Raw genomic sequence first — 23,062 nt, 5'->3', positions numbered from 1 at the left:
ACATGAACAAACAGGCACTACCCTCGTAAAGACTGCGAGCATGCCGGTGAGTTCCATATTTGTCACACGCTTGTTCGCGCTGCTTTCTCGCCGGTAAGCCGTGCGCTTGGCGAGCCTGCTTCGCGAGCCGCTCAACGTATTCGCGCGTATTACACATCTGTTAGAAATGTGGCTGTTGATTGACGTCCGGCGACTGGCTTTACGCTCGAAGCAAATGCTGGAAGGTTCATGCCGGCACGCGGATACCTGAGGTCTTCGAGCTTAGGAAGAGTGCGCTAAACCCTTGTATCAAAGGGCCAAACGGACACAACTGCGAAGCCGTACCTGTCATTGAGGGGCTTTTGCGCGAGTGCCTTCAAACGTTTGCGGTGTCCCTTTCAAGCGCCGTGACGTTTGCAGAAACGCTGCCTGCTTCGCGCAACGTGTAACGGAGCGCACATCATCGCTTACAAAATGCAACGCTTGGTCTGCGTCGCATCGTGTTCAATCACACCATTCGAGAGCCGCTCGAACGACTTTGAATCGATGTGGGAGATACCTCATGAAACGCTTGACGCTGACATTGATTGCGGGCGCATTGCTTGCCGCGACACTGGGTGGCTGCGTGATCGCACCGGCGCCGGGATATTACGGCGGCGGCTACCACCATCACGGCTACTACTACGATTGATCGTCTCGCGGCTCGTGCTCGCGAGCGGACGGATGCCTGGCTCAGCTCAGCATCAGCTCGAAGGCGATGACTGCGAAGATCGCCGCCAGATTAGCGGCGATCGCTTCGAGCACGATGGCCTTCCAGCTCGAGGGGCGGAAGCGCAGCGCGAGCAACAGGGAACACAGCAGCGCCAGCGCAATGATCACCACGATATCGGAGTTCTGAATATGGATTCGCATGGTCGGCTCCCTGCTCGTGAGTGGCGGTTTGACTTCCGGTGAACGCGGTTTGAATTCTTTCGCAGGCCGTAAGGATTCGCGTGGGTCGATCGGGTAATCCGCAACGCGCCTTTTTTCCGAGTATAGGCACGCCAAAAAGTCACGCAAGGGGTCGCGCTGCTAAGTGAACATTGAATAGACGTGCCGCGTCGGGCCAAAATTGGCTGACACGTCCATCAAGCTATGGTGGGAAAAGACAGTGATGCAGGCGTGGCGAGCACACCCGCATCGCAAGGCGGGGTTACATCAAGTGAGCGTTGCGCGTTTCGCGCATGCACAGTACACCGAACAGACTGACGGCGGCTGCGATGGACACGTAAGCGCCTACCCAGCTCAGTCCACCGTGTGCAGCTAGCACCTGTGCGATATAGGGCGCCACTGAGGCGCCGAGAATGCCGCCGAGGTTGTACGCGACACCTGCACCGGTATAGCGCACGTTGGTGGGAAAGAGTTCCGGCAGCAGCGCGCCCATCGGGGCGAAGGTCACGCCCATCAGAAACAGTTCGATGACGAGGAACAACAGCACGAGCGGCATCGATCCGCTGCCCAGCAGCGGCGCCATTGCGAAGCCCGAGAGGATCGCCGCGATGATGCCGACGATCAGCACGGGCTTGCGGCCGTAGCGATCGCTGGCCCATGCGGAAAGCGGCGTGGCGAGCGCCATGAACAGCACGGCGATGCACAGCAGGCCAAGAAAGCTTTGCCGCGGAATATGCAGCACTGACACGCCATACGAGAGCGAAAACGTGGTGGCGTTATAGAACAGGGTGTAGCACACCACCATCGAAAGCGCGCCGAGCACGGTCGGCCAGCCGTGCTGCGAGAGCAGCGTGGCGATCGGCACGCGCACGCGTTCCTCGCGCTCGATTGCAGCGCGAAAGGCCGGCGTTTCCGCGATCTTCAAACGCACGTATAAGCCGAGCGCAACCAGCACCGCGCTGACGATAAAAGGCACCCGCCAGCCCCAGCTACGAAACTGCTCGTCCGAAAGCGACAACGCAAGACCGAAGAACAGGCCGTTCGATGCCAGAAATCCGATGGACGGTCCGAGTTGCGGGAACATGCCGAACCAGCCGCGTTTGCCGGGCGGCGCGTTTTCCGTGGCGAGCAGTGCAGCGCCGCCCCATTCGCCGCCAAGGCCAATGCCCTGGCCGAAACGCAGGACGCACAACAGGATTGGCGCGAGACTGCCGATCGAATCGTAGCCGGGCACGAAGCCGATGAGCGTGGTGGACACGCCCATCACGAGGAGCGACGCAACCAGGGTCGACTTGCGGCCGATGCGGTCACCGAAATGGCCGAATAGAAACGAGCCGATGGGCCGCGCGACGAACGCAATGCCGAACGTGACGAAGGCCGAGAGCGCCTGCGCCGTCGCCGAGCCATGCGGAAAGAACACCGGGCCAATGACGAGCGCGGCGGCGGTCGCATAGACGTAGAAATCGTAGAACTCGATCGCGGTGCCGATGAAGCTCGCGAAGATGATCCGCGCGCTGCTGTTCTTCCCGGCCGCGTCGGGCTGGGTCGCGGAAATCGGCGAGGTAGACATGCACTATCTCCAGTGTCGTGACGCTGTGTGCGGCGCATCCGTGAGCGGCGCGCTCGTACAGCGTCGTATTTTGTATGGATGGTTCGCGGCTGTGTTGCATCACGCCTTGGTCGGCGCAACGATGCAGGGCGTGGTGCAACACGCGTGGATAACGCGGCGAAGCGAGGGGTGGGCGCGCGAACGACAGCGGGTAAGCGGACGATGCGCGTCATGCCGGACTGAGCCGGCGTGGGGATCGAAAAATTATAGCGTGCGCAGGCTTGCCTCGGGCTTTGCGAGGCGCACGGGTGCCTGCGACGTGCAACGACGCCACCCGCTGGTCAGTCGATGGTCTGCGCCTGCGGCGAAGCGAACGTGCGCAACTGGAACTTGCCGTTGTCGTTGAAGAGCCAGTCTTCGAACAACTCGATCTGGCCACGGCCGTTGAGCAGTCTGGCCGGCGGTTGCGGCAGCGGCGCGGCGCGCCTGAGTGTCGAGAGCGCGGTGCTTTCCGCTTCGTCGTCGCCATTGGTGCGATAGACCGCGGACTGCACGAGCTGACCGTTGCGATCGACGGTGAACGAGACGACGACCAGCGAGCGCAGCATCGGCTGCAGCGTGCCTTGCAGAACATACGACGGGTTGCGATCGAGAATGCGCCGCGCGACGGCCATGCGGTACTGATCGAGCGTGGCGCTGTTCACAGCAGCCGCCGGCACGATCAGCGGCGGCCGTTCTGGCGGCGTGAACGTGCAGCCAGCCGCCAGCATCGCGATGCCCAGCACGAGCGACGCACGGTAAGCGCAGCGAATGCGGCGAATGCCATGAACACGATGCGAACGCGCACCGTCGCTACGGATCAGTTCGTTCAGATGGCCTGAGCGGATATGCATCGCAGATGAGCAGCGAAGAGCAGGATGTTTTCATGGTAGACAAAAGCGGCGGCGTTGCAATGCGCATTGGCCCTGAATTGCTGTTGCAAGGTGTAACGCGCGAGCCTGTGCAGCGTGTGAGGAATCGAGCAGGATGGTCCGGGCTTGGAGGGATTCGAGGGCGCGATATCAAGGCGCTCGATTTGTAACCGTGTAACGCTCCGAAACAAGGCCGTAGCCAAACTGTAGTGTGCGTTCTCTAGGATGTCTTCATTGCTCATGCAACGATCAACGGAGGTATCCGATGTTGAGCCCTCACGAACTGGCGACGCTCATGCTGATCCGCGACACCGGAAAGATTCTGGAAGAAAAAGATCCCGATGTGCTCGCGTTGCGTCACTACGAACTCGTCGAGTTGCGGCCGCGGGACCGTCAAGGCGCCACGCTTCAACTGACGCTTCGTGGCCGTGAGTTGCTCGAGCGTTTGCATCCCGCGACAGACTCGTTGCAATAGGCGTCGCTCGCCTCGTGCACAACCTGCACAACCTGCACAACCTGCACGACCCGCACGACACCCGAACCGGTATGCGCGCGCTGAATCTAAAAATATAATTGCGACGCTTTGGCGGCTGTCCGCCCTGCCGCATCGCACGGGCTCTATCTGGGTATCGCTTTCGTGTGCCTGCCAATGGCTTGGAGCGTGCTGATGCTTATCCGTGCCGTTATCGGCGCCTGCAAAATGGACCACTGCATTTGACTGCACCCGCTGGCTTGGGAATAAAGCATGCTGCAGGTTCGTTAACAGCGGGCTCGTGCGGGTTGCGAGGGCTTGCAGGTGTAACCGACCGAAAAAATCACCTGCGTCGAAACGATTGAATTGCGGCGTAGAGTGGAATAGCGTTCTGTTGTGCCGTGGAACACGCGTTCCACGCCCGTTTCGTCGTGGAGATCGTTGTGAAAAGGCTAAAAATTTTGCTGGGATTGTCCGCCGCCGTGATGGTTTGCGCGAGTGGCGTGGCACATGCGGCTCATGTGGGCGTTTATATCGGCGGTGGCGGGTATTACTACCCGTGGGGACCGGCGCCGTATTACTACCCGTATGCGCCGGCGGTCGCCGTACCGGTACCGGTTCCGGTCGGTCCGCAGGAATACGTCGAGCAGGGACAACCGCAGGGGCAACCACAGGGACAGCCGGCCGCGCCGGTGCAGGGTCCCGCTGCCGCGCAGCAAAACGGCAACACCTGGTACTACTGCGAGGACAGCAAGACCTACTACCCGTATGTGAAGTCGTGCTCGTCGGGCTGGCGGCCAGTACCGGCGCAAGAGTCGTCGGAGCCGTCCAATTAAGCGTGTTTTTCGTCAAGAGAAGGACATGAAATATTCAAGCTATGCGGTGCTTGCGTCGCTGAGTCTGCTCGGGGCATGCGCGGTCTTGCCGACATCTCCTAGCGTGATGGCGCTGCCCGGCACCGGCAAGACGTTCGATCAGTTCCGCGCGGACGACGCTGTCTGCCGGCAATATGCCTATCAGCAGGTGGGCGGCGTGGCAGCCAATCAGGCGGCGACGACTAACGCGGTGGGCAGCGCTGTCGTAGGCACCGCGCTGGGTGCGGCGGCAGGCGCTGCGATTGGCGGCGGCAGTGGCGCTGCGATCGGCGCGGGAGCGGGCCTGCTGACCGGCAGCGCGGTCGGCGCAGGGACGGCGCAAAACTCGGCGATTGGCACGCAACGAAGCTACGACTACGCGTACTTGCAGTGCATGTACGCGTCCGGTGAGCGGATCCCTGTAACCGGTTCCTTCCGCACGATTGCGCCTGCCAACAGTGGTTACGTTGCAGCACCGCCGCCTCCGCCGCCGGGGGCGCCACCCCCGCCGCCACCTGGGGCGAATTGATTCTTTCGTTTGCTGGAAGTGGATGTGAACGCGGCTGCCGTGGTTAAGGCAGCCGCGTTGTCATTTGGCGAGTGCGCGAGGCGTGCTGCTTGCCGGTTTGACGGCATGACGTTGCCGTTTTTACCGCAGCGCTAAAGCACGATGATGCCGTTCCGTCGTCAGGTAATGATGTGAAACATTGATGCAACACATTGCCGAGCAAACCCTTCTACACTGAATTTGCCTCCCCCAAGGAGGCATCGGTGGAAGGTCTTTATTTGCCCGCTTCGTGCGGGCAATTTTTTGCCTGTTGTGTGCCTGTTTTTCGCCTGTGGCTAGCGTGGGTGTTGCGCTTGGCTCAGGCGGTCCAATCCCAATGGCACGTATTTATCTATGCCAGCCTCCACCGCCGAAGCCAACCCCCACGTTGACGGCTGGCGCATAGTAGCCATACGCCGGTGCTGGCGCGTAACCATACGGCGTAGGTGCAACCACGCAACCGCCGAGACTGACGGCGAGCGTACCCAGTCCAAAAACGAGTCCTAAAACTTTTAGCATATTTGCCTCCCTGTTACGTGTTGGACGGGGCCATGCTGCATTGCGTTCTGGCTCCCGTGTGACGGTGCGTTACGGACATTCCCGCGGCATTTCGTTCCGCACGGCCTATGCGCTGGCGTATCCCGGCTTTGGGGGCAGGGAGCGACTTACAGTTGCTTACCATAGCGGGTTACAGCAACGGGTTTCAGCACGCACGATTCGGGTCGAATTATGCAGGTCGAGGCGCCGCCATTGCGCTCCTGGTGTGTGCGCAAAGAGAAATTTGCGGGTGTTGTTTGCGCGCTACTTTGCAGCGTCTGCGCCGTTGCTATGATGGAGTTACTGTTCCTCGGAGCGGCAATCATGGCGATAAGAGATCTGATCAAAAGCGAGCGGCAGAACGCCGCCATCGCCGAAGCGCGCAAGCTGGCCGATAGCGGCGCTTACCACGACTACACGGACATCGAATACGTCTTGCGATTCGACCAGGGGTTGGCGGAGGTGTCGATGCTACTCGACAGCCAGGCCATCCATCGTGAGTTGAATCGACGTTGCGCCGATGCGCGCGAAAAGCAAGCCTTGCTGGCGGTGTGAATCGGGCGGCGTCGGCATGTCGCGGCGTAAAAAAGCCCGCCAGGATTTGGCGGGCGAAGCTGAGGAGATTCACACAACGCCTCCCCGGGGGACGGAAGAGGCAGTCGTAGTGTAGTCATCCACAGCGTGCGTTGCGTTTCACGCGCTCTTACAGCTATTACGCGGTATGACGACGCGCCGTGCTCAAGCGTATTCGCGAGCGCGATGTGCGCTCGCTTTCACTTTCGCGTCACGGCGTTTGCCGTTTGGGTTTGCCTTCTCGCGCGTGCGTTACGTTGTGTTGCGTGTGTCACGCTTGTTCAACTTGCCGGTTCGTCTGGCGTTGCGTTTTAGTTTTTGCGTCATTTCTGATGCGCGCATGTCGCAAGGCGATCCACCAGACCAGCGCGGCGAACATCGCGATTACGGACGCTGTGATCAGTGCCATCCGCATGGCTGCTTCGAACGGATGAAGAGCGCTGATGAAGCCACCAAACAAGGCAACGCCCACGGCCGCGCCGCCCTGACGTGCGGCGTTGAGCGTCGCGGCGGCGACGCCAGCGCGCTCGGACGCCACCGTACTCATGGCGGGCGCAGTAGCCGCAGGCGATACGATGCCGGCGGCCAGCCCGATGGCGAGCATCGGCGCAACGGCGAGCCAGCCGGAGGCGCCGGGTCCCAAGGCGAGCATGCCGAGTGCGCCGGCGATATACAAAACGAACGCCGCGCACATCGACCCGCGTGTGCCGCATAGCCTGACCACGCGGCTTGAGCAGAGACCGCCGAGCGCGACCATCGCGGTGAGTGGCAGGAATGCGAGGCCGGTGCGCAGAGGAGACTCGCCACGCAGCGTTTGATATTCAATGCTGAACGTGAATAGCAATCCATAGAAGATCAAAGCGGATGTCAACGATACGACCGTGGACGCGGAGAAAACGGCGCTCTTGAAGAATCCCAACGGCAGCATTGGTTCGGTCTGCCGCTTCTCAATGATCAGGAAAGCTAACCATGACGTGAAGCTAGCGACAGCGCCTAATTGGATGAGCGTGGAGCGCCAGCCATGACTCGCTCCTTCTATCAGGACGGCGATCAGCGACGCTAACGCGATGGCGACTGCCACCTGGCCGGCAACATCGAAATGGCGAGAGCGCACGGCGCCATCGCGCGTGATGCTGCGCGTCAGCACGATGCCGATCAGGACGATCGGAATATTCACGAAGAATATGCTGCGCCAGTTGAACCAGTGAATCAGCAGGCCGCCAATCAACGGTCCGGCAGCCATTGCAATGCCGCCACATCCCATCCAGACACCGATTGCCGACGCACGAGCGGCCGGTTCGGGGTAAGCGCGATTGATGAGGGAAAGCGAGCAGGGCACCAGCAAGGCGCTGCCCACGCCTTGCAACGCGCGGGCGCAGCACAGCATCAACAGATTGGGCGCGAAACCGCACAGCGCCGAGGCGAAGGCAAAGAGCGCGAGACCTGCCGTGTAGACGTTCCGCGCGCCGAGCCGATCGCCCAATGTGCCGCCTGTCAGCAGAAGGCTGGCGAAACTGAGCGTATAGGCATTCACGACCCACTGCAGACCCGCAATGCTGCCGCCCAGCGTTGCGCCGATTGACTCGAGCGCGACGTTGACGATGGACGCATCCAGCAAGACCAGCGTATAGCTCATGCTGGTGGCGGCGAGTGCCTGGCGTGCGATGCGTGCGTCGCGAATGTTGTGTTCGAGGCGCGGCATGCTCAGGTGCGCGAGTGAAATGCGTGGCGCTGCTGGTCATCTGGATGCCACGACAGGATGTGTTCGATGACTCGCATGTTCGCCGTCCGTTGAGGTTGTCGGACTTCAAGTCTAGTGGGCAGGGCGGTGGAATGTTTCGACGCGTGACGAACGATGTGGCTACTGATCTGACCGTTGGATCACAGCGTCTGGATCGGCCAGGCGAACGGCGGGAACAGCGCGAAGGTTTTCGAGCGCCCGTTTGAATCGGAGCGGGCGCGAGGTCCCGCAGCGGGTAGTGGAGCGGCGGTGGATTGCTGTCTGGACGAGCGTCTAGTAATGCACGGCGAGCGCATTGGATTGCGCGTTGCCCACGCCGGACACGAGATTCACACCGATGTTTCCGCTTGCCTTGCCAAGCGTGCCGCCCGCAAGCGTAGCCGCGCCGCTGCCGTTGATGGATCCGGCGGCGTGCACATCCTGCTGCGTATTGATATCCGATGACGATGCGCTCAGCAGCGCGATCTGGTTGGCTTGCGCATTCAGCGCGCCCGCTCCGACGTTGACACCGAGATTCCCGCTCACGTTGCGCATGGCGTCCATGCCGATCGACGCCGTGGTAGCCGCCAGGGTCGCCGCGCCACCCGTCTGCTGGCTGGTCGAAATCTGGCTGGTGCCGAACAGCGCGACGGCGTCCGGATCGCTGATGGTCAGCGCATTGGCAAAAGCCGGGGAGCCGCCAACGGCGAGCGAGACCAACAGCGTGACTAGCGGACGAACTCTCATGTGTACCTCCGGGACGAGTCTCGATGTGGGCTCGTATTCGGGGTATCGGCGGACTACGGGGAAAGTTGAGTGGGGTTTACGGCGGGGGAGGGGGGAAGGTGGCGGAGGCGGTGAGATTCGAACTCACGGAAGGATCACTCCTTCGCCGGTTTTCAAGACCGGTGCCTTAAACCGCTCGGCCACACCTCCAAGCCTTAAATTGTAACCTGAAAATCCCTCGCGTCGGCAAGTCGACTTGCTATCACTGAGGCTCTTTCAGAAACAGCGCCTGCAGATCGTTCAGAAAAGCCTGTCCGAGTGGTGTAGGCGCAATCTTTTCGTGGGTGCGTGCGATCAAGCCGCGTCGCTCCGCTTCCTGCAACGCAGGCTCGATTGACGTCATCGACATACCCGTACGTTCGATGAAGCGATGCACCGGAAACCCCTCCACGAGCCGCAATGCGTTCAGCATGAACTCGAACGGCAGATCGCGCGTTCCCACCTCGTGTTCTTCGTGCACCGGCGCGCCGGCTCTGGCCTGCTCGATAAACGTCGTGGGATGCTTGTAGCGCATCTGGCGCAAGATGCGATTGGGAAACGACAGCTTGGTATGCGCCCCGGCACCGATGCCGAGGTAATCGCCAAAGCGCCAGTAGTTGAGGTTGTGTTTGCTCTGCCGCTGCGGTTGCGCGTAAGCCGAGACCTCGTAGCGCTCGTAGCCCGCAGCCGTTGTGCGCTCGTGGATCCAGTCCTGCATATCCGCGGAAGCATCGTCGTCCGGCAATGCTGGCGGGAATTTCGCAAAGAGCGTGTTCGGTTCCAGCGTCAGGTGATACAGCGACAAATGCGGCGGCGCGAATGACAACGCCGTTTCGATATCCGCCTGACACTCTGCGAGCGTTTGCTGCGGCAACGCGAACATCAGATCGAGATTGAAGTTGTCGAAGGTGGTCGCCGCCACGTCGACTGCATGGCGTGCTTGCGCCGAGTCGTGAATGCGGCCGAGCGCCTTCAGATGCGCTTCGTTGAAACTCTGAATGCCAACCGAGAGCCGGTTCACACCGCTCGCGCGAAACTGCGCGAACTTGTCCGCTTCGAATGTGCCGGGGTTGGCTTCGAGTGTGATTTCCGCGTCGGCGTCCAGCGGCAGCAATGCGCGCACGTCCGACAGCAGCCGGTCCAATCCGGCCGCTGAAAGCAGGCTTGGTGTGCCTCCGCCGATAAACACCGTATGTACCTGACGTCCCCAGACGAGCGGCAACGCCAGTTCGAGATCGGTGCGCAGTGCGCCGAGATAGTCGTTCTCGGGGAACGCGTCGCCTTTCCACTCATGCGAGTTGAAATCGCAGTAGGGGCACTTGCGCACGCACCACGGGAAATGCACGTACAGCGCCAGCGGCGGCAGCGATGTGAGGTGGATGCTGCCCGGCGCGGTGAAAGCCTGGATCACTCCGGCGCCCGTTTTGCCGGCGGGTTTGATCGGGATCACGCTTCCTCTCCCAGCCGCGCCAGTAACTGCCGCAACGCCATCGCGCGGTGGCTGCTACGGTTCTTTACTGCGGGTTCGAGTTCCGCCGCGCTCGCATTCAGATCGGGCAGGAAAAAGTACGGGTCGTAACCAAAGCCATGCTCACCGCGCGGCGTGTCGAGAATCTGCCCGTGCCAGCGGCCTTCGGCTATCAGCGGCTCCGGATCGTCGGCATATCGCACGAGTGCGAGGACGCAGAAATAGTACGCACGACGATCCGTTTCGCGCTGCAGTTGCTCGACGAGACGGGCATTGTTCGCCGCGTCGCTCTTTGGACCACCCGCAAGCTGCGCGTAGCGCGCCGAATAGACGCCCGGCGCGCCGCGCAGTGCGCGCACGCACAAGCCGGAATCGTCGGCGAGCGCCGGCAGGCCTGTCAGCTTCGCGGCATGGCGAGCCTTGGTCAGCGCATTCTCGACGAACGTGGGATACGGTTCCTCGGCTTCCGGCACGTTGAGCGCGCCCTGCGGTATCAGTTCGATTCCGGCCGCGTCCAGCAGCGCAGCGAACTCGCGCAGCTTGCCCGCGTTGTTCGACGCCAGCACGACTTTGCCGAGCGGCGTCTGCCCCAACGATGACGCTGCGGCCACGGTCGAAGCCGCGCCTGAACTCGCGGCAGACTCCGACGCCGAGCCGCTGTTTCGATGCTCACTCACCCTTCAACTCCAGAGCCTGCTTCTGCTTTGCAACCAGTGTGCTGATGCCGTCGCGGGCGAGATCGAGCAGGGCATTCATCTCGTCGCGTGAGAACGGCGTGCCTTCTGCCGTCCCTTGAATTTCGACAAAGCCGCCGGCACCGGTCATCACCACGTTCATATCGGTATCGCACTGCGAGTCTTCGTCGTAGTCGAGATCGAGGACCGGCAAGCCGTTGAACACGCCTACTGAGATCGCCGCAACGAAGTCGGTGATAGGCGAGCTTTCGATGCGGCCGCTCGCCAGCAGTTTCGTCACCGCATCGTGTGCAGCGACGAAAGCGCCAGTGATGCTCGCCGTGCGCGTGCCGCCATCGGCCTGGATCACGTCGCAGTCGATATTCATCGTACGCGCGCCGAGCTTCTGCAGATCGAACACCGAACGCAGCGCACGCCCGATCAGCCGCTGGATTTCCTGCGTGCGGCCGGTCTGCTTGCCGCGTGCCGCTTCACGATCGTTACGGGTGTTGGTGGCGCGCGGCAGCATGCCGTATTCGGCGGTGAGCCAGCCCTGGCCGCGATCGCGCAAAAACGCGGGCACGGTCTCCGCGACGCTCGCCGTGCAGATCACCTTGGTGTCGCCGAATTCGACCAGCACCGAGCCCTCCGCATGCTTCGTATAGTGGCGCGTAATGCGCACTTCGCGCAGTTGATCGGCGCGGCGGCCGCTGGGCCGGCGTTGGGGAGCTACGGTGGTGTCGTTCATCGTTGGGGGATCGCGAGAGAGCGTGCAGGAGGGAAACCGCGATTTTACCGCCTATCGCCTCACGCAGCGCTGTGCGCGCATCGAACTGGCCATCTGGCCAGGGGCCGCATGGGCGGTCCACGTGGCCGGTCCATAACGGCGGGGCCCGCCGCCAAAAATGGGATAATGCCGTTTGCCCGCCCCGCGTCTCGTACACGCCGGGCGTTTCGACTCTAACGGCCATCCCGTTCGCGGCATGGCCTCAATCGCGAGACATACGATGATCTACAGCATGACGGGCTATGCGAGCGCCACGCGCGAACTCGCAGCGGCTACAGGCAACGGCGGTGTGAGCGTCTCAGTGGAGTTGCGCACGGTGAACTCGCGCTTTCTCGATCTGAACTTCCGTATGCCTGAAGACGTGCGTGTGTGCGAGCCCACACTGCGCGAGATGTTGATGAACAAACTCTCGCGCGGCAAGGTGGATATTCGTATCAATCTGCAGCGTAGCGAACAGTCGGCCAGTGCCGGCGTGATCAATCATGAGACCGTGGCGCAACTCGCACTGCTGGAGCGGGCCGTGCTGAGCGCGTTTCCCGAAGCGGGCCGTCTGCGCACGGGTGAAATCCTGCGTTGGCCAGGTGTGCTGGCCGAGAGCAACGTGCCGGCGGAAACGCTGCGCGACGCGGTGCTCGCATGCGGCAAGCAGGCCATTGCCGATCTGATCGACGTGCGTGGTCGGGAAGGCGCGCAACTGGCGGCGATGCTGCTCGCCAACGTGACCGAGATGGAGACCATCGTCGCGAAGATCACGCCGCTCGTGCCGGAACTGATCACGCGGCATCAGCAGAAGATTGTCGAGCGGTTGCAGGAAGCGCTCGGCATTGCTGCGCCGGACGCGGTGGTGACGAATATCTCACGCGAGGAAATCGCGGAGCGGATTCGCCAGGAAGTGACAATGTACGGCATCCGCATCGACATCACGGAAGAACTGTCGCGCCTCACGGCACATCTGAACGAAACGCGTCACGTGATCGAAAAGGGCGGCAAGGTCGGCAAGCGCCTCGACTTCATGATGCAGGAGTTGAATCGCGAAGCGAACACGCTAGGCTCGAAAGCGGCGGCGAAGGAACTGGCGGATGCGTCGATGACCTTGAAGTTGCTGATCGAACAGATGCGCGAGCAAGTACAGAATCTGGAGTAAATTTCGGGCCCATTTCGGACAACGATTGCAATGACTGACCACACACGCGAAAGCAGCGCACCGCGCAATCCTTATGCCGGTGCTTATCCCGGCAACCTGTTCATGGTGGTCGCGCCGTCGGGCGCGGGCAAGTCGACGCTCGTCAACGCGCTGCTCGCGCGTGACGAGGCGATCCGCCTGTCCATCTCTTACACGACGCGGCCGCCGCGTCCGAAGGAGCAGGACGGTGAGCATTACCACTTCACGACCGTCGACGATTTCCTGCGCCGCCACGCCGAGGGCGAATTTCTGGAAAGCGCCGAGGTGCATGGCAACTACTATGCGACCTCGCGGCTGTGGATCGAAGAGCAGATGAAAAGCGGCCATGACGTGCTGCTCGAAATCGACTGGCAAGGTGCGCAACAGGTGAAGAAGCAGTTTCGCAATGCTGTCGAGATTTTCATCCTGCCGCCTTCACTCGAAGCGCTGGAAGAGCGTTTGAAGAAGCGCGGCCAGGATGAGCCGAACGTGATCACGCGGCGCCTGCTGGCCGCGGGTAGTGAGATTGCGCACTCGGCGGAAGCGGAGTTCGTGGTCATCAACGAGAATTTCGATCGCGCGCTCGCGGAGCTGCAGTGTCTGGTTGCTTCCACGCGCCTGCGCTTCGCCTCGCAATACGCACGCCACACGGACCTTTTTGTGCAGCTCGGTATCCACCTCCCGCATGCGTGATCGCGGCGGGCATACGAGCACATAAGGTAGAATAAGCGACATACTGAGAAGGAACCCAACATGGCCCGCATTACCGTCGAAGACTGTCTCAAACAGATCCCGAATCGTTTCGAACTGGCACTTGCCGCAACCTATCGCGCACGCCAGCTCGCCCAAGGCCATACGCCGAAGATCGAAAGCCGCGACAAGCCCACCGTCGTCGCGCTGCGCGAGATCGCGGCTGGTCAGGTTGGCGTTGAAATGCTGAAGAAGGTGCCGGTCTAAGGCACGTTTCATCCGCTTTTGATTGCTTTGTAATTCACCTGCGCGTGCAGGCCGGCGTCGATCCCGACGTTCAACTTCGTAGTTCACCCTCGCAGTTCACCTGACACGGAGGCGAGTATGAGCACCAACCCTTCGCCCCCCGTCACGGAAGTGGAACACGAGGCTCGCGAAAGCGACTCGCCGGCTTCAGCACGCAAATACATCGACGCGGTCCTCGAACAGTCGTTTCGCCATCTGTTCGGGCCCACCGCCACGCCGGAGCAGCCGCGCCGGCATGACGTCGTTTCAATCGCCAAACTGACGGCCGCGCTGTCTGGCTACCTTTCGCCGGAAGAGATCAAGGACGTCAAGGCGGCCTTCCATTTCAGCGACGAAGCCCACCTCGGGCAGTACCGTCAAAGCGGCGAACCCTACATCACGCACCCGGTTGCAGTCGCAGAAATCTGCGCCAGCTGGAAGCTCGACGCCCAGTCGATCATGGCGGCCTTGCTGCACGACGTGATGGAAGACCAGGGCGTGACCAAGGCCGAGCTCGCCGAGCGGTTCGGCGCGAAGGTCGCGGAACTGGTCGACGGGTTGTCGAAGCTGGACAAAATGGAGTTCCGCAATCGCGAGGAAGCGCAGGCGGAGAACTTCCGCAAGATGCTGCTCGCGATGGCGCGCGACGTGCGCGTGATTCTGGTCAAGCTGGCCGACCGGCTGCACAACATGCGCACCCTCGGTGCCGTGCCACCTGAAAAGCGCCGCCGCGTGGCCCGCGAAACGCTGGATATCTACGCGCCCATCGCGCACCGGCTGGGTCTGAACAATACTTACCGCGAGCTGCAGGACCTGAGCTTCGCGAACTTCAATCCGCACCGCTACGCCACGCTCGAAAAGGCCGTCAAGGCGGCGCGCGGCAACCGGCGCGAAGTGGTCGGCAAGATTCTGGAGTCGGTGCAGCGCGCCATTGCGGACGCGAAGATCGACGCGGAAGTCACCGGCCGCGAAAAAACCATCTTCAGCATCTACAAGAAGATGCGCGACAAGCAGTTGTCGTTCTCGCAGGTGCTGGACGTGTACGGGTTCCGCGTAGTCGTCGACAGCGCGCTGGAGTGCTACACGTGCATTGGCGCGCTGCATGCGCTCTACAAGCCGGTGCCGGGCAAGTTCAAGGATTACATCGCCATCCCGAAGGTGAACGGCTACCAGTCGCTGCATACGACGCTGGTGGGTCCGTTCGGCGCGCCTATCGAGTTTCAGGTGCGCACGCGCAAGATGCACGAAATCGCCGAGGCGGGCGTTGCGGCGCACTGGCTGTACAAGAACGGCGGCGCCGACCTGAACGACGTGCAGAAGCGCGCGCACCAGTGGCTCAAATCGCTGCTGGATATTCAGAGCGAAGCGGGCGATTCGAGCGAATTCCTCGAACACGTGAAGATCGATCTGTTCCCGGATGCGGTTTACGTGTTCACGCCAAAGTCGAAGATCATGGCGCTGCCGCGCGGCGCGACAGCCCTCGACTTTGCCTATTCGATCCACAGCGACCTGGGCAATCAGTGCGTCGCCGTGAAGATCAACAACGAACTGCTGCCGCTTCGCACTGAGCTGAAGAGCGGCGATATCGTCGAAGTGATTACGGCGCCGTACTCCAAGCCGAATCCGGCGTGGCTCGGTTTTGTGCGCAGCGGCAAGGCTCGCTCCGCGATCCGCCACTATCTGAAGACCATGCGCCTGAACGAGTCAGTTCAACTGGGCGAGCGGCTGGTGGATCAGGCGTTGAAGGCGTACGACCTGGCGCTTTCCGACGTGACGCCAGAAGCCTGGGAAAAGCTCGTGCAGTGGACCGGCAACAAGAGCCGTCAGGAAATCTTCGCGGACATCGGCCTCGGCCGGCGCGTGGCCGCGGTGATGGCCAAGCGCATCGAAGTGCTGATGAATGGCCACGATGCGGACGACGACAGCCCGCGCGAATCCGGCAGCACGTCGCACGCGCCGCCGGTGGTCATTACCGGCACCGAAGGCATGTCGGTGCAGCTCTCGGCCTGCTGCCGTCCGATTCCGGGCGACGACATCATGGGCTATATCGGCATTGGCCTCGGCATGGCCATTCACACCACGGATTGCCGGGTCGCCCAGCGCATTCACCGGCGCGATCCCGGCCGCTGGATCGACGTGGCGTGGGCGCCGCAGCCCGGCCGTCTGTTCGACGTGGCCGTGAAGGTGCTGGTCAAGAATACCAAGGGCGTATTTGCCCGCGTGGCTGCGGATATCACGTCCGCCGACGCCAATATCGTCCACATCGCGATGGATGAAGACCTGTCACAGGAATCCACTATCCTGCGCTTTGTGATCCAGGTGAGCGATCGGGTTCATCTTGCCAATGTGATGCGCCGCGTGCGCACCAATCCGGACGTCATGCGGATTGCCCGCGAACGGCCCAGCGAGGAAGGCCATCACCGTCACGACGGCGGGATGCGCATCGACCGGGAACGCGCGGACTACTGAGCGTCCTGGGCTCGAGCGAGCGGGCGCCAGTCTCACCTTCATTGAAGGGGAAATGCCGTGAACGTAGCGAATCTGAGCGGGATGGAACTCGACTACTGGGTTGCCCGCGGCCTGCACGACTTCGTGCGCGAAATCCACTTTACCGACAGCGGTGAAACCGTCTCCATACGCGGCAACGATCGTGGCCGGGCCTGGGACGGACGCTTCACCCCGTCGTCGTCCTGGGAGGCGGCCTCGGTCGTTCTGGAGCGGGCTCAGCGACTCGAAGTGCGGGAGCAGGTCAACCGGCAGCAGGCCCACTGCGTGGCCGAATTTGAAGGTGGTCAAGGGACGGTAGAAGGGCGCGGCGACTCCCTGCGGGTGGCGCTGCTGCGGGCCTTCGTGACGAGCCGTTTTGGCGATACCGTGGACGACCTGCTGCGGCAGGCTCAGGCGCTGGTGGGTTTGCGGGCGGAGCCGATTGGCGAGCAGACCGCCGCTCCTGTGATGCGTGACATGCCGAAACCCGATGGAGAGATCGGCGATATTCAGGCGCAGCCGCGTTGAGGCTTGCCTGCCGCGTTTGATCGTACGCGTTATGGTCACGGGTCGCGGCTCACGTGATTCGTGAGACCAAAAACAAAGGGCCTTCCATGCGGAAGGCCCTTTGTTTTGCAGGTGGTGCGGCTGGCAGGATTCGAACCCACGACCCCTTGGTTCGTAGCCAAGTACTCTATCCAACTGAGCTACAGCCGCACGCTTAAAGCGGTACAACAGCAGGTTATCGGACAAACCAATCGAATAACCCGGTGAAACGAAAGGGCCTCCCCGGAGGGAGGCCCTCGAAATAAGTGGTGCGGCTGGCAGGATTCGAACCCACGACCCCTTGGTTCGTAGCCAAGTACTCTATCCAACTGAGCTACAGCCGCACGCAGAAACGGGATTATAGCAAAGCTGACAAAAAAGGGAAGAGTGAAACTGCGATTTGTCCCATTGCCCTGATCGTGTACCCTTGATAGGCAGGGTTTCCCTGCAGTCTATGGACGATCATGAACAAGGCCTTTGTCAAAGAATCGAGCGACGAGAGTGATGACGATCTCGACGCTGCTCAGCCCGCCATCCCGGCAGGCGCAAAAAACTACATTACGCCCGCGGGCTATCGCCGGTTGCGCGATGAGTTACTCCATCTCATCGATGTGGCGCGTCCTGAAGTCGTCAAGCTGGTCTCGTGGGCGGCGTCGAACGGCGACCGTTCTGAAAATGGTGACTACATCTACGGCAAGCGGCGTCTGCGTGAAATCGACCGGCGTATCCGCTTTCTGACCAAGCGGCTCGATCTGGCCGAGGTGGTGGACAGCAGCAAGCAGGAGAACGTCGACCAGGTGTTTTTCGGTGCGAGCGTCGACTATGCTGGTGAGGACGGCGACGTTCGCACGGTGACGATTGTCGGTGTCGACGAGGTCGATCTCGATCACGGACGGGTGAGCTGGATTTCGCCGATTGCACGCGCGCTGGTGAAGGCGAGAATTGGCGATCAGGTGATCCTGCACACGCCGGCGGGTCCTGAACCCATCGACATTGTCGACGTGCGCTATCCGGCGCCAGAGAGCGACGCGTAGAGGCTCGCGTTAGCACACGGCTCGTGCACTGCGCGTGGCCGCCTTGCGCGGCCACCTTCTTTCTCAAGACGAAAAAAAGGCGCCGCAAGCGGCGCCTTTCATGACTGCTTTTACAGCGTGATGCTTAGAAGCGGTGACGCAGGCCCGCCGTCACAGCGACTTGATTGTTGTTGTTCGACGAAGCCAATGCGTTGATGTCAGCATTCAGACCCGAGTTGTCCTGAATCACGTGCTGATATTCGCCTTGCAGGTACACGTCCGTGCGCTTCGACAGAGCGTACGAGGTTTGCAGGTTGAACTGGTTCCACTTCGGGTTGTTGCCTTCGATGCTCGACTGCGTGAACGTGTATGCAGCAGCAACGCTCAGTGCCGGCGTCAGTTGGTAACGGCCGTTCACTTCAAAGTTCTGGAAGTGACCGCTCGACACGTTCGGGAACAGGATACCGTTGGTCGTACCCGACGACGACGGGCTGATGCCGACGAAGTTGTTCAGGTTGCTTTGCGTGTACACGAAGCCAGCCGTTGCCGGGCCGAACGCGTAGCTGATCGCGCCGCCGAACGTACGTTGACGACCTGCCACCAGCGAGTTGTCGCTGCCAACTGCACCGCCTGCGCCGTTGGTGATCGTGTTCACCGGGTTTTCGCCTGCGGTGATCGCGCCGATGCTGTTGTTCAGTTGCAGGTAAGCAGCCGAAACGTTCAAGCCACCGTAGTTATACGATGCGCCAAGGCTGTAAGCACGGTTCGTCGAGAACTCGCCAGCTGCGTTCGAGAAGCCATACAGGCCGCCGAACTTGAAGCCGCCGTAGTTTGCGCTTTGGTACTTGATCGAGTTGTCAACGCGGAACGAGTTGTTCAGGTTGTCGTTGTCGTACGGGTGGGCGAAGAACGTACCACCGTATTGCGTGCCGGTCAGCGCTTGCGGGCCGAGGTAGTCCACCACGCTGTCATATTGACGGCCGAGGGTCACGGCGCCGAACTGGTCGCTCGCGAGGCCCACGAATGCTTGACGGCCGAACAGACGGCTGTTCTGACGCAGCGCACCGCTCGTGATGTTGAAGCCGTTTTCCAAGACGAAGATTGCCTTCAGACCGCCGCCCAGATCTTCCGAACCACGCAGGCCCCAACGGCTGGTGTTGACCGCGCCGTCCGTTTCTTGCCAGTTCGAGTGACCGTGTTGATTGTTCGTGTAGGTGATGCCTGCATCGATCAGGCCGTACAGCGTGACGCTGCTTTGTGCATGAGCTGCAGTTGCAAAAACGCCCGTCAGGGCCGCGACCATGAGTGTCTTTTTCATCTTTGTAACTCCGAGAACAGGATGGGCTTTGGAAACCCAGGCTTCAGGGAAACGTCACGCGTACGCTGCGAGAGGCGAAGAACTGCGTGAAACGCGCGGCAAGCCAGCGCGCTTGTTTCCGGACAGGCAGAGTGTAGGGACGCGGTTGACCAGCGGGCATTCCGATTTACGCAATAAAGTATTACGTCAGGCGCAATGATGAGGAAAGCTGGCGGAAGCCTTACTGGTTAAGGCATTCCGAGGGGGTGCGTACGGGGGGAGGGCGGTGTCAACTGTCGTGCGTTGTTCAATTGCTACATCAAATGACGTGTAAAAACAACGAGACAATAATGAAATTTTCGATTGTTGCCGCAAGTGCAATAGATGATTGATGGTTCGGCCCTCAATCTGCCGACGCCCAACCCCTATACTTCAAGCTCTGCTTTTCGAAGCAGACTTTTTCGTTGACGAAAAAGATCTCCAAACCTTTGTCGGCGCGACTTCCCAGTCGCGCTTTTTTTTGCCCAGCTTTTCGGAAGCGGGTTCTAGCGGGCCTGTGCCGCGAGGGCTGGCTCGAATTCGGTGCCCACGGACACGCTCCAGTCTTCCATGACGTAGTGACGCGCATCCATTGGCGAGGACAGCAGGTTTTGCCAATGATCGCCGTGCCACATGGGATCGAAATCGAACAGCGATGACGAAGGCGCCGTCTGGGTTGTTTGGGCGGCGGGCGCCCTGTGCCGCAATTGCGCGACTCGAGTGACGATGCGACGGATTGCGTTCATATGCATGACAGCCTCCAATGCGAACTGCTGTGTTCCATCATGAGCGGGGGCCCCTACCGGAACAACTCGGACAAACACTTACGATTGACAAGTTTTGTTACAAATCGCGCAAAAATTGCCTGCGAGTTTAAGAACTGATTAAGTGGCCGTAAAAATGACTTAAAGCGTGTTCTGTTGTTACTTAAAACGTTCAATCAAATGACACGGACAGAGTGCTTCACCATGTTCCTTAAACCATTCGCGTCGTTCTTAAAATCTTCTTGACGCCTGCTGTTCCTTCCTCGTATAACGGCAAAGCCGGATTTATAACGACTGGCTTTAACGAGGTGGAGTCGATCGGCGTAAGGGCATTGCCCGTTTTTATTAAAATCTTGAAGGAAACAGGTATATGGAAACCGGTATCGTCAAATGGTTCAACGATGCTAAGGGCTTTGGCTTCATCACGGCAGACTCCGGCGGCGACGATCTGTTCGCCCACTTCTCCGAGATTCGCGCGGAAGGATTCAAGTCGCTGAAGGAAAACCAGCGCGTATCCTTCGAAGTCAAGACGGGTCCGAAGGGCAAGCAGGCGGCGAACATCCAGCCGATGTAAAGGCATGCCCTCGGTCACCGTTGACGAGAAAGCTGCGGCTAAAAAACCCTCGCATTAGCGAGGGTTTTTTATTGCCTGTTTTTTATCGTATTTCAAAAACAAACGATGGCCCGATCATCGTGCGCACTAACGCGTAACGAAAAAGAAAACGCACGACAATGAACGGGAATTAAGCCATCAAACAGACAGTAGTCTGAGACCGACCCCTAGCGGGCTAATACGCCGCCGCAATACTTTCAGTCAACCGGACTTCACATTTAACGAACGGCGCTGCCGAGCCATGAGCCATTCCCGGCAGAGAGCGAAGAGTGACCACCTCAGACACGTCTGTCACTGGTCGCGCGGCACCCATCAGCCAGAAAAAGCGGTGCCGCCAAACGCAGCACGCCGGGCCGAGTGGTGCATACTTGCGGCAAGCTGGCCGTTGCCGGACAAAGCCTGACATCCCAACCGTATCTTTCCTCATGCCCGAACAGCTTTTACACACCCCCGCGATCGACACGCCCATCGTCTTCGTCGATCTTGAAACGACAGGCGGTTCGACAGGCGAGCATCGGATTACGGAAGTCGGCGTGGTCGAAATTGGGCCGGGCGGGGTTTCCCGCTGGAGCACCCTGGTCGATCCGCAGCAGTCCATCCCGCCATTCATTCAGCAACTCACCGGCATCACGGACGCGATGGTGCGCGGCGCGCCCACCTTCAGCGCGATCGCGCCGGCGCTTTTCGAGCGGCTGAACGGCAAGCTGTTCGTCGCCCACAACGCCAGTTTCGACCGCGGCTTTCTGCGCAGTGAATTCCGTCGCGCGGGATTCGCGTTCAATCCGGACGTGCTGTGCACGGTGCGGCTGTCGCGTGCGCTGTTTCCGGCGGAAAAACGTCATGGGCTCGACGCGCTGGTCGAGCGACACGCATTGGTGCCCTCCGACCGGCACCGCGCGCTAGCCGATGCCGATCTGCTGTGGCAGTTCTGGCAGCGCCTGCACGGTCTCGTGCCGGTCGAAGCGCTGCGCATGCAGATCGAACGTACGCTGCGGCGCTATCACCTCGGCGGCGATATCACCGAGGACCTGCTCGATACCGCTCCGGCGGGTTGCGGCGTGTATGCCTTCTATGGAGAAGCGGACGCGCCGCTCTTCGTCGGACGCAGCGTGCGGCTCCGGCAGCGGTTGCGCTCGCATTTGACTGGCGAGCGTCGGTCGTCGAAAGATTTGCGGCTCGCCCAGCAGGTACGGCGGGTCGAATGGCGCGCCACGGGCGGTGAGCTGGGCGCGATGCTGGCCGAAGCGCAATGGATCGCCACGCTGCGTCCGGCGCACAACCGGCAGCAGCGTGTCGCGAAGGGCGATCCGGTGGACGCACCCTGGCCGTTCAACGGGCCCATCGTCTTTGAGGAGCGTGACGCGGAGTTGCAGGCGCGCGCGTTCCACGTCGTGGATCGCTGGCGGTACCTTGGCCACACGCCCACGCTGGAGGAAGCGGCAGGCTTGCCGGCCGCGAACGTGGGGGCCGCGTTCGAACTGTCGACTTACCGCATTTTGCAGGGGCATCTTGCGCGCGGGCTGCGCGTCATGCCGCTCGGCGTTTCAACACCGCTCGCTCCGACAGCGCTCCCGGTAGAGTCTGAACGCAGTGCTCAGCCGGTCGCGCCCACGCCGCCAGATTCGCATACATGTCCGAGCGCCCTGGTGAGCGCCGCTGAGCGCGCCGAGTCGTAGCGCGTCAGCGTCTTCCAGTTGGCGATTCCCTGCGCCACCTGTGACGGACAATCCGCTGCCGTGCGCAAGCCCTGCACGCCGACGAGCCCGGTGATCATCGACTTCGTCAACTGATCCAGTTGAGGGCGGGTGCTGGTGGCGAGATCCGGCGCGGCTCCCTCAGGCGCGCGTGTGCTGCGCCACGTGGCGAACAGAGCGTTCTGAATCTCCTTGCTCGCATCAATCTGGTCCTGGAAGAACGCGCGTGCGAACGCCAGATCGAGTTGCGCCGCGGCGGCGCGCTTTTCGACGTCGGCGAGCAACGCGGCTTCACGTGGTGCATCGGTAATCGGCTGATGGTTGGCCCACTTCCAGCGTGCGACTGGCTCGGCGAGCGCAAGGCGTTGCGAGACCAGCGAGATCAGATTCGTGAGTGCGGTGTTATCGCTATCTGCCCGAGCGGGCGCGGACACCATCGCCAAAGCTGCACTCAGTGCCATGACGCGGCACACGCCATTGCGAAACGGACGGTTCATGTGGGAACGTGACCGGAACGGTCGAAACGGAAAGACCTGAAGATTAATCGAAGTGATCGCTGGCAGCCGCGCAAATTGCACATGCACTGCGCGCGCACACCCTACCGCGCTGGACGAAAATCCAGCGCGAACGCGATCAAGCTAATGCGACGCGCGATACGTCACGTTGTCCGCACGCAACCCCGAACCGACCGATGGCATTGCCCATG

Annotated in this window: 26 protein-coding genes and 3 tRNA genes; 14 read left to right on the top strand and 15 right to left on the bottom strand. The window is 61.1% G+C overall.

The genetic code is table 11. The features are described from left to right. The first annotated feature begins 541 nt into the window (after positions 1-541). A complete protein-coding gene (locus D0B32_RS32955) occupies positions 542-670 on the top strand; it encodes a hypothetical protein (protein WP_259295036.1) in 129 nt (42 codons plus the stop codon). Positions 671-711: 41 nt separating this feature from the next. Here D0B32_RS32955 and D0B32_RS17755 read toward each other — a convergent pair whose 3' ends face one another. The 3 genes from D0B32_RS17755 to D0B32_RS17745 form a co-directional block, all read right to left on the bottom strand. Then, complete coding sequence (locus D0B32_RS17755) at positions 712-891, bottom strand: hypothetical protein (protein ID WP_117335322.1); 180 nt, start codon at positions 889-891, stop codon at positions 712-714. A gap of 280 nt (positions 892-1,171) precedes the next feature. After that, entirely contained in the window at positions 1,172-2,479 is a 1,308-nt protein-coding gene (locus D0B32_RS17750; protein ID WP_117335320.1) for an MFS transporter, read from the bottom strand. Positions 2,480-2,799: 320 nt separating this feature from the next. Beyond that, positions 2,800-3,228 carry an energy transducer TonB gene (locus D0B32_RS17745; protein ID WP_117335421.1) on the bottom strand — a complete coding sequence of 143 codons (429 nt, stop codon included), beginning with the start codon at positions 3,226-3,228 and terminating at the stop codon, positions 2,800-2,802. A 128-nt stretch (positions 3,229-3,356) separates the two neighbouring features. On the opposite strand from D0B32_RS17745, the gene D0B32_RS17740 reads away from it, so the two are divergent. From D0B32_RS17740 to D0B32_RS17725, 4 genes are all read left to right on the top strand, one after another. Continuing rightward, positions 3,357-3,539, top strand: a complete 183-nt coding sequence (locus tag D0B32_RS17740; protein ID WP_117335318.1) for a hypothetical protein — start codon at positions 3,357-3,359, stop codon at positions 3,537-3,539. A gap of 95 nt (positions 3,540-3,634) precedes the next feature. Next, positions 3,635-3,844 carry a hypothetical protein gene (locus D0B32_RS17735; protein WP_117335316.1) on the top strand — a complete coding sequence of 70 codons (210 nt, stop codon included), beginning with the start codon at positions 3,635-3,637 and terminating at the stop codon, positions 3,842-3,844. Between the two features lie 440 nt (positions 3,845-4,284). Continuing rightward, positions 4,285-4,677, top strand: coding sequence for a hypothetical protein (locus D0B32_RS17730; RefSeq protein ID WP_117335419.1), 393 nt, complete (start codon positions 4,285-4,287; stop codon positions 4,675-4,677). 25 nt (positions 4,678-4,702) lie between these two features. After that, positions 4,703-5,224 (top strand): YMGG-like glycine zipper-containing protein, encoded by a 522-nt coding sequence (locus tag D0B32_RS17725; RefSeq protein WP_117335314.1) that lies wholly within the window; start codon positions 4,703-4,705, stop codon positions 5,222-5,224. Positions 5,225-5,590: 366 nt separating this feature from the next. Here the strand turns inward: D0B32_RS17725 and D0B32_RS32595 are convergent, their stop codons facing one another. Further along, a complete protein-coding gene (locus tag D0B32_RS32595) occupies positions 5,591-5,761 on the bottom strand; it encodes a hypothetical protein (RefSeq protein WP_181969836.1) in 171 nt (56 codons plus the stop codon). Positions 5,762-6,103: 342 nt separating this feature from the next. Between D0B32_RS32595 and D0B32_RS17720 the strand changes: the two genes are divergently transcribed. Next, the gene (locus D0B32_RS17720; protein WP_117335417.1) at positions 6,104-6,334 is read left to right on the top strand and encodes a hypothetical protein; all 231 of its coding nucleotides are present in this window, start codon (positions 6,104-6,106) and stop codon (positions 6,332-6,334) included. 289 nt (positions 6,335-6,623) lie between these two features. Here D0B32_RS17720 and D0B32_RS17715 read toward each other — a convergent pair whose 3' ends face one another. The 6 genes from D0B32_RS17715 to rph form a co-directional block, all read right to left on the bottom strand. After that, the gene (locus D0B32_RS17715; protein ID WP_117335312.1) at positions 6,624-8,054 is read right to left on the bottom strand and encodes an MFS transporter; all 1,431 of its coding nucleotides are present in this window, start codon (positions 8,052-8,054) and stop codon (positions 6,624-6,626) included. Between the two features lie 312 nt (positions 8,055-8,366). Beyond that, entirely contained in the window at positions 8,367-8,819 is a 453-nt protein-coding gene (locus tag D0B32_RS17710) for a hypothetical protein (RefSeq protein WP_117335310.1), read from the bottom strand. Between the two features lie 99 nt (positions 8,820-8,918). Further along, positions 8,919-9,008 (bottom strand) — tRNA-Ser (locus D0B32_RS17705). Between the two features lie 52 nt (positions 9,009-9,060). After that, positions 9,061-10,278, bottom strand: coding sequence for a radical SAM family heme chaperone HemW (gene hemW / locus D0B32_RS17700; protein WP_117335415.1), 1,218 nt, complete (start codon positions 10,276-10,278; stop codon positions 9,061-9,063). Positions 10,279-10,283: 5 nt separating this feature from the next. Next, on the bottom strand, positions 10,284-10,916 hold the full coding sequence (gene rdgB / locus D0B32_RS17695) for an RdgB/HAM1 family non-canonical purine NTP pyrophosphatase (RefSeq protein ID WP_117335413.1): 633 nt from the start codon (positions 10,914-10,916) through the stop codon (positions 10,284-10,286). A 58-nt stretch (positions 10,917-10,974) separates the two neighbouring features. Further along, on the bottom strand, positions 10,975-11,727 hold the full coding sequence (rph, locus tag D0B32_RS17690) for a ribonuclease PH (protein WP_117335308.1): 753 nt from the start codon (positions 11,725-11,727) through the stop codon (positions 10,975-10,977). A gap of 259 nt (positions 11,728-11,986) precedes the next feature. Here rph and D0B32_RS17685 point away from each other — a divergent pair, with 259 nt between their 5' ends. The 5 genes from D0B32_RS17685 to D0B32_RS17665 all read left to right on the top strand — a co-directional run bounded on the left by D0B32_RS17685 (position 11,987) and on the right by D0B32_RS17665 (position 16,918). Continuing rightward, on the top strand, positions 11,987-12,910 hold the full coding sequence (locus D0B32_RS17685) for a YicC/YloC family endoribonuclease (protein WP_117335306.1): 924 nt from the start codon (positions 11,987-11,989) through the stop codon (positions 12,908-12,910). Positions 12,911-12,940: 30 nt separating this feature from the next. Then, positions 12,941-13,621 (top strand): guanylate kinase, encoded by a 681-nt coding sequence (gene gmk, locus D0B32_RS17680; protein WP_117335304.1) that lies wholly within the window; start codon positions 12,941-12,943, stop codon positions 13,619-13,621. A gap of 60 nt (positions 13,622-13,681) precedes the next feature. Then, complete coding sequence (gene rpoZ, locus D0B32_RS17675; protein ID WP_006025620.1) at positions 13,682-13,885, top strand: DNA-directed RNA polymerase subunit omega; 204 nt, start codon at positions 13,682-13,684, stop codon at positions 13,883-13,885. Positions 13,886-14,002: 117 nt separating this feature from the next. Further along, on the top strand, positions 14,003-16,372 hold the full coding sequence (locus D0B32_RS17670) for a bifunctional (p)ppGpp synthetase/guanosine-3',5'-bis(diphosphate) 3'-pyrophosphohydrolase (protein WP_117335302.1): 2,370 nt from the start codon (positions 14,003-14,005) through the stop codon (positions 16,370-16,372). 57 nt (positions 16,373-16,429) lie between these two features. After that, entirely contained in the window at positions 16,430-16,918 is a 489-nt protein-coding gene (locus tag D0B32_RS17665) for a phage protein NinX family protein (RefSeq protein WP_117335300.1), read from the top strand. Positions 16,919-17,030: 112 nt separating this feature from the next. On the opposite strand, the gene D0B32_RS17660 is transcribed toward D0B32_RS17665, so the two are convergent. Both D0B32_RS17660 and D0B32_RS17655 read right to left on the bottom strand, forming a co-directional pair. Beyond that, a tRNA-Arg gene (locus D0B32_RS17660) sits at positions 17,031-17,107 on the bottom strand. A gap of 96 nt (positions 17,108-17,203) precedes the next feature. Then, positions 17,204-17,280 (bottom strand) — tRNA-Arg (locus D0B32_RS17655). A gap of 120 nt (positions 17,281-17,400) precedes the next feature. Here D0B32_RS17655 and greB point away from each other — a divergent pair. Then, complete coding sequence (gene greB, locus D0B32_RS17650) at positions 17,401-17,970, top strand: transcription elongation factor GreB (RefSeq protein WP_117335298.1); 570 nt, start codon at positions 17,401-17,403, stop codon at positions 17,968-17,970. A gap of 124 nt (positions 17,971-18,094) precedes the next feature. On the opposite strand, the gene D0B32_RS17645 is transcribed toward greB, so the two are convergent. Together D0B32_RS17645 and D0B32_RS17640 are read right to left on the bottom strand one after the other, a co-directional pair. Continuing rightward, positions 18,095-19,267, bottom strand: coding sequence for a porin (locus D0B32_RS17645; protein ID WP_117335296.1), 1,173 nt, complete (start codon positions 19,265-19,267; stop codon positions 18,095-18,097). Between the two features lie 524 nt (positions 19,268-19,791). Then, on the bottom strand, positions 19,792-20,037 hold the full coding sequence (locus D0B32_RS17640) for a hypothetical protein (RefSeq protein WP_117335294.1): 246 nt from the start codon (positions 20,035-20,037) through the stop codon (positions 19,792-19,794). 382 nt (positions 20,038-20,419) lie between these two features. Between D0B32_RS17640 and D0B32_RS17635 the strand changes: the two genes are divergently transcribed. Continuing rightward, positions 20,420-20,623, top strand: a complete 204-nt coding sequence (locus tag D0B32_RS17635) for a cold-shock protein (RefSeq protein ID WP_117335293.1) — start codon at positions 20,420-20,422, stop codon at positions 20,621-20,623. A 464-nt stretch (positions 20,624-21,087) separates the two neighbouring features. Then, positions 21,088-22,338 (top strand): exonuclease domain-containing protein, encoded by a 1,251-nt coding sequence (locus D0B32_RS17630; RefSeq protein WP_117335291.1) that lies wholly within the window; start codon positions 21,088-21,090, stop codon positions 22,336-22,338. On the opposite strand, the gene D0B32_RS17625 is transcribed toward D0B32_RS17630, so the two are convergent. Further along, positions 22,257-22,853: a chorismate mutase gene (locus tag D0B32_RS17625; protein WP_117335289.1), complete on the bottom strand. Its 597-nt coding sequence runs from the start codon at positions 22,851-22,853 to the stop codon at positions 22,257-22,259. The two genes, D0B32_RS17630 and D0B32_RS17625, sit on opposite strands and share 82 nt — an antisense overlap. Between the last annotated feature and the right edge of the window lie 209 nt (positions 22,854-23,062).

This window comes from Paraburkholderia sp. DHOC27 (assembly GCF_003429005.1).
GTDB lineage: Bacteria > Pseudomonadota > Gammaproteobacteria > Burkholderiales > Burkholderiaceae > Paraburkholderia.
This window is presented reverse-complemented; position numbering and strand designations above follow the sequence as displayed.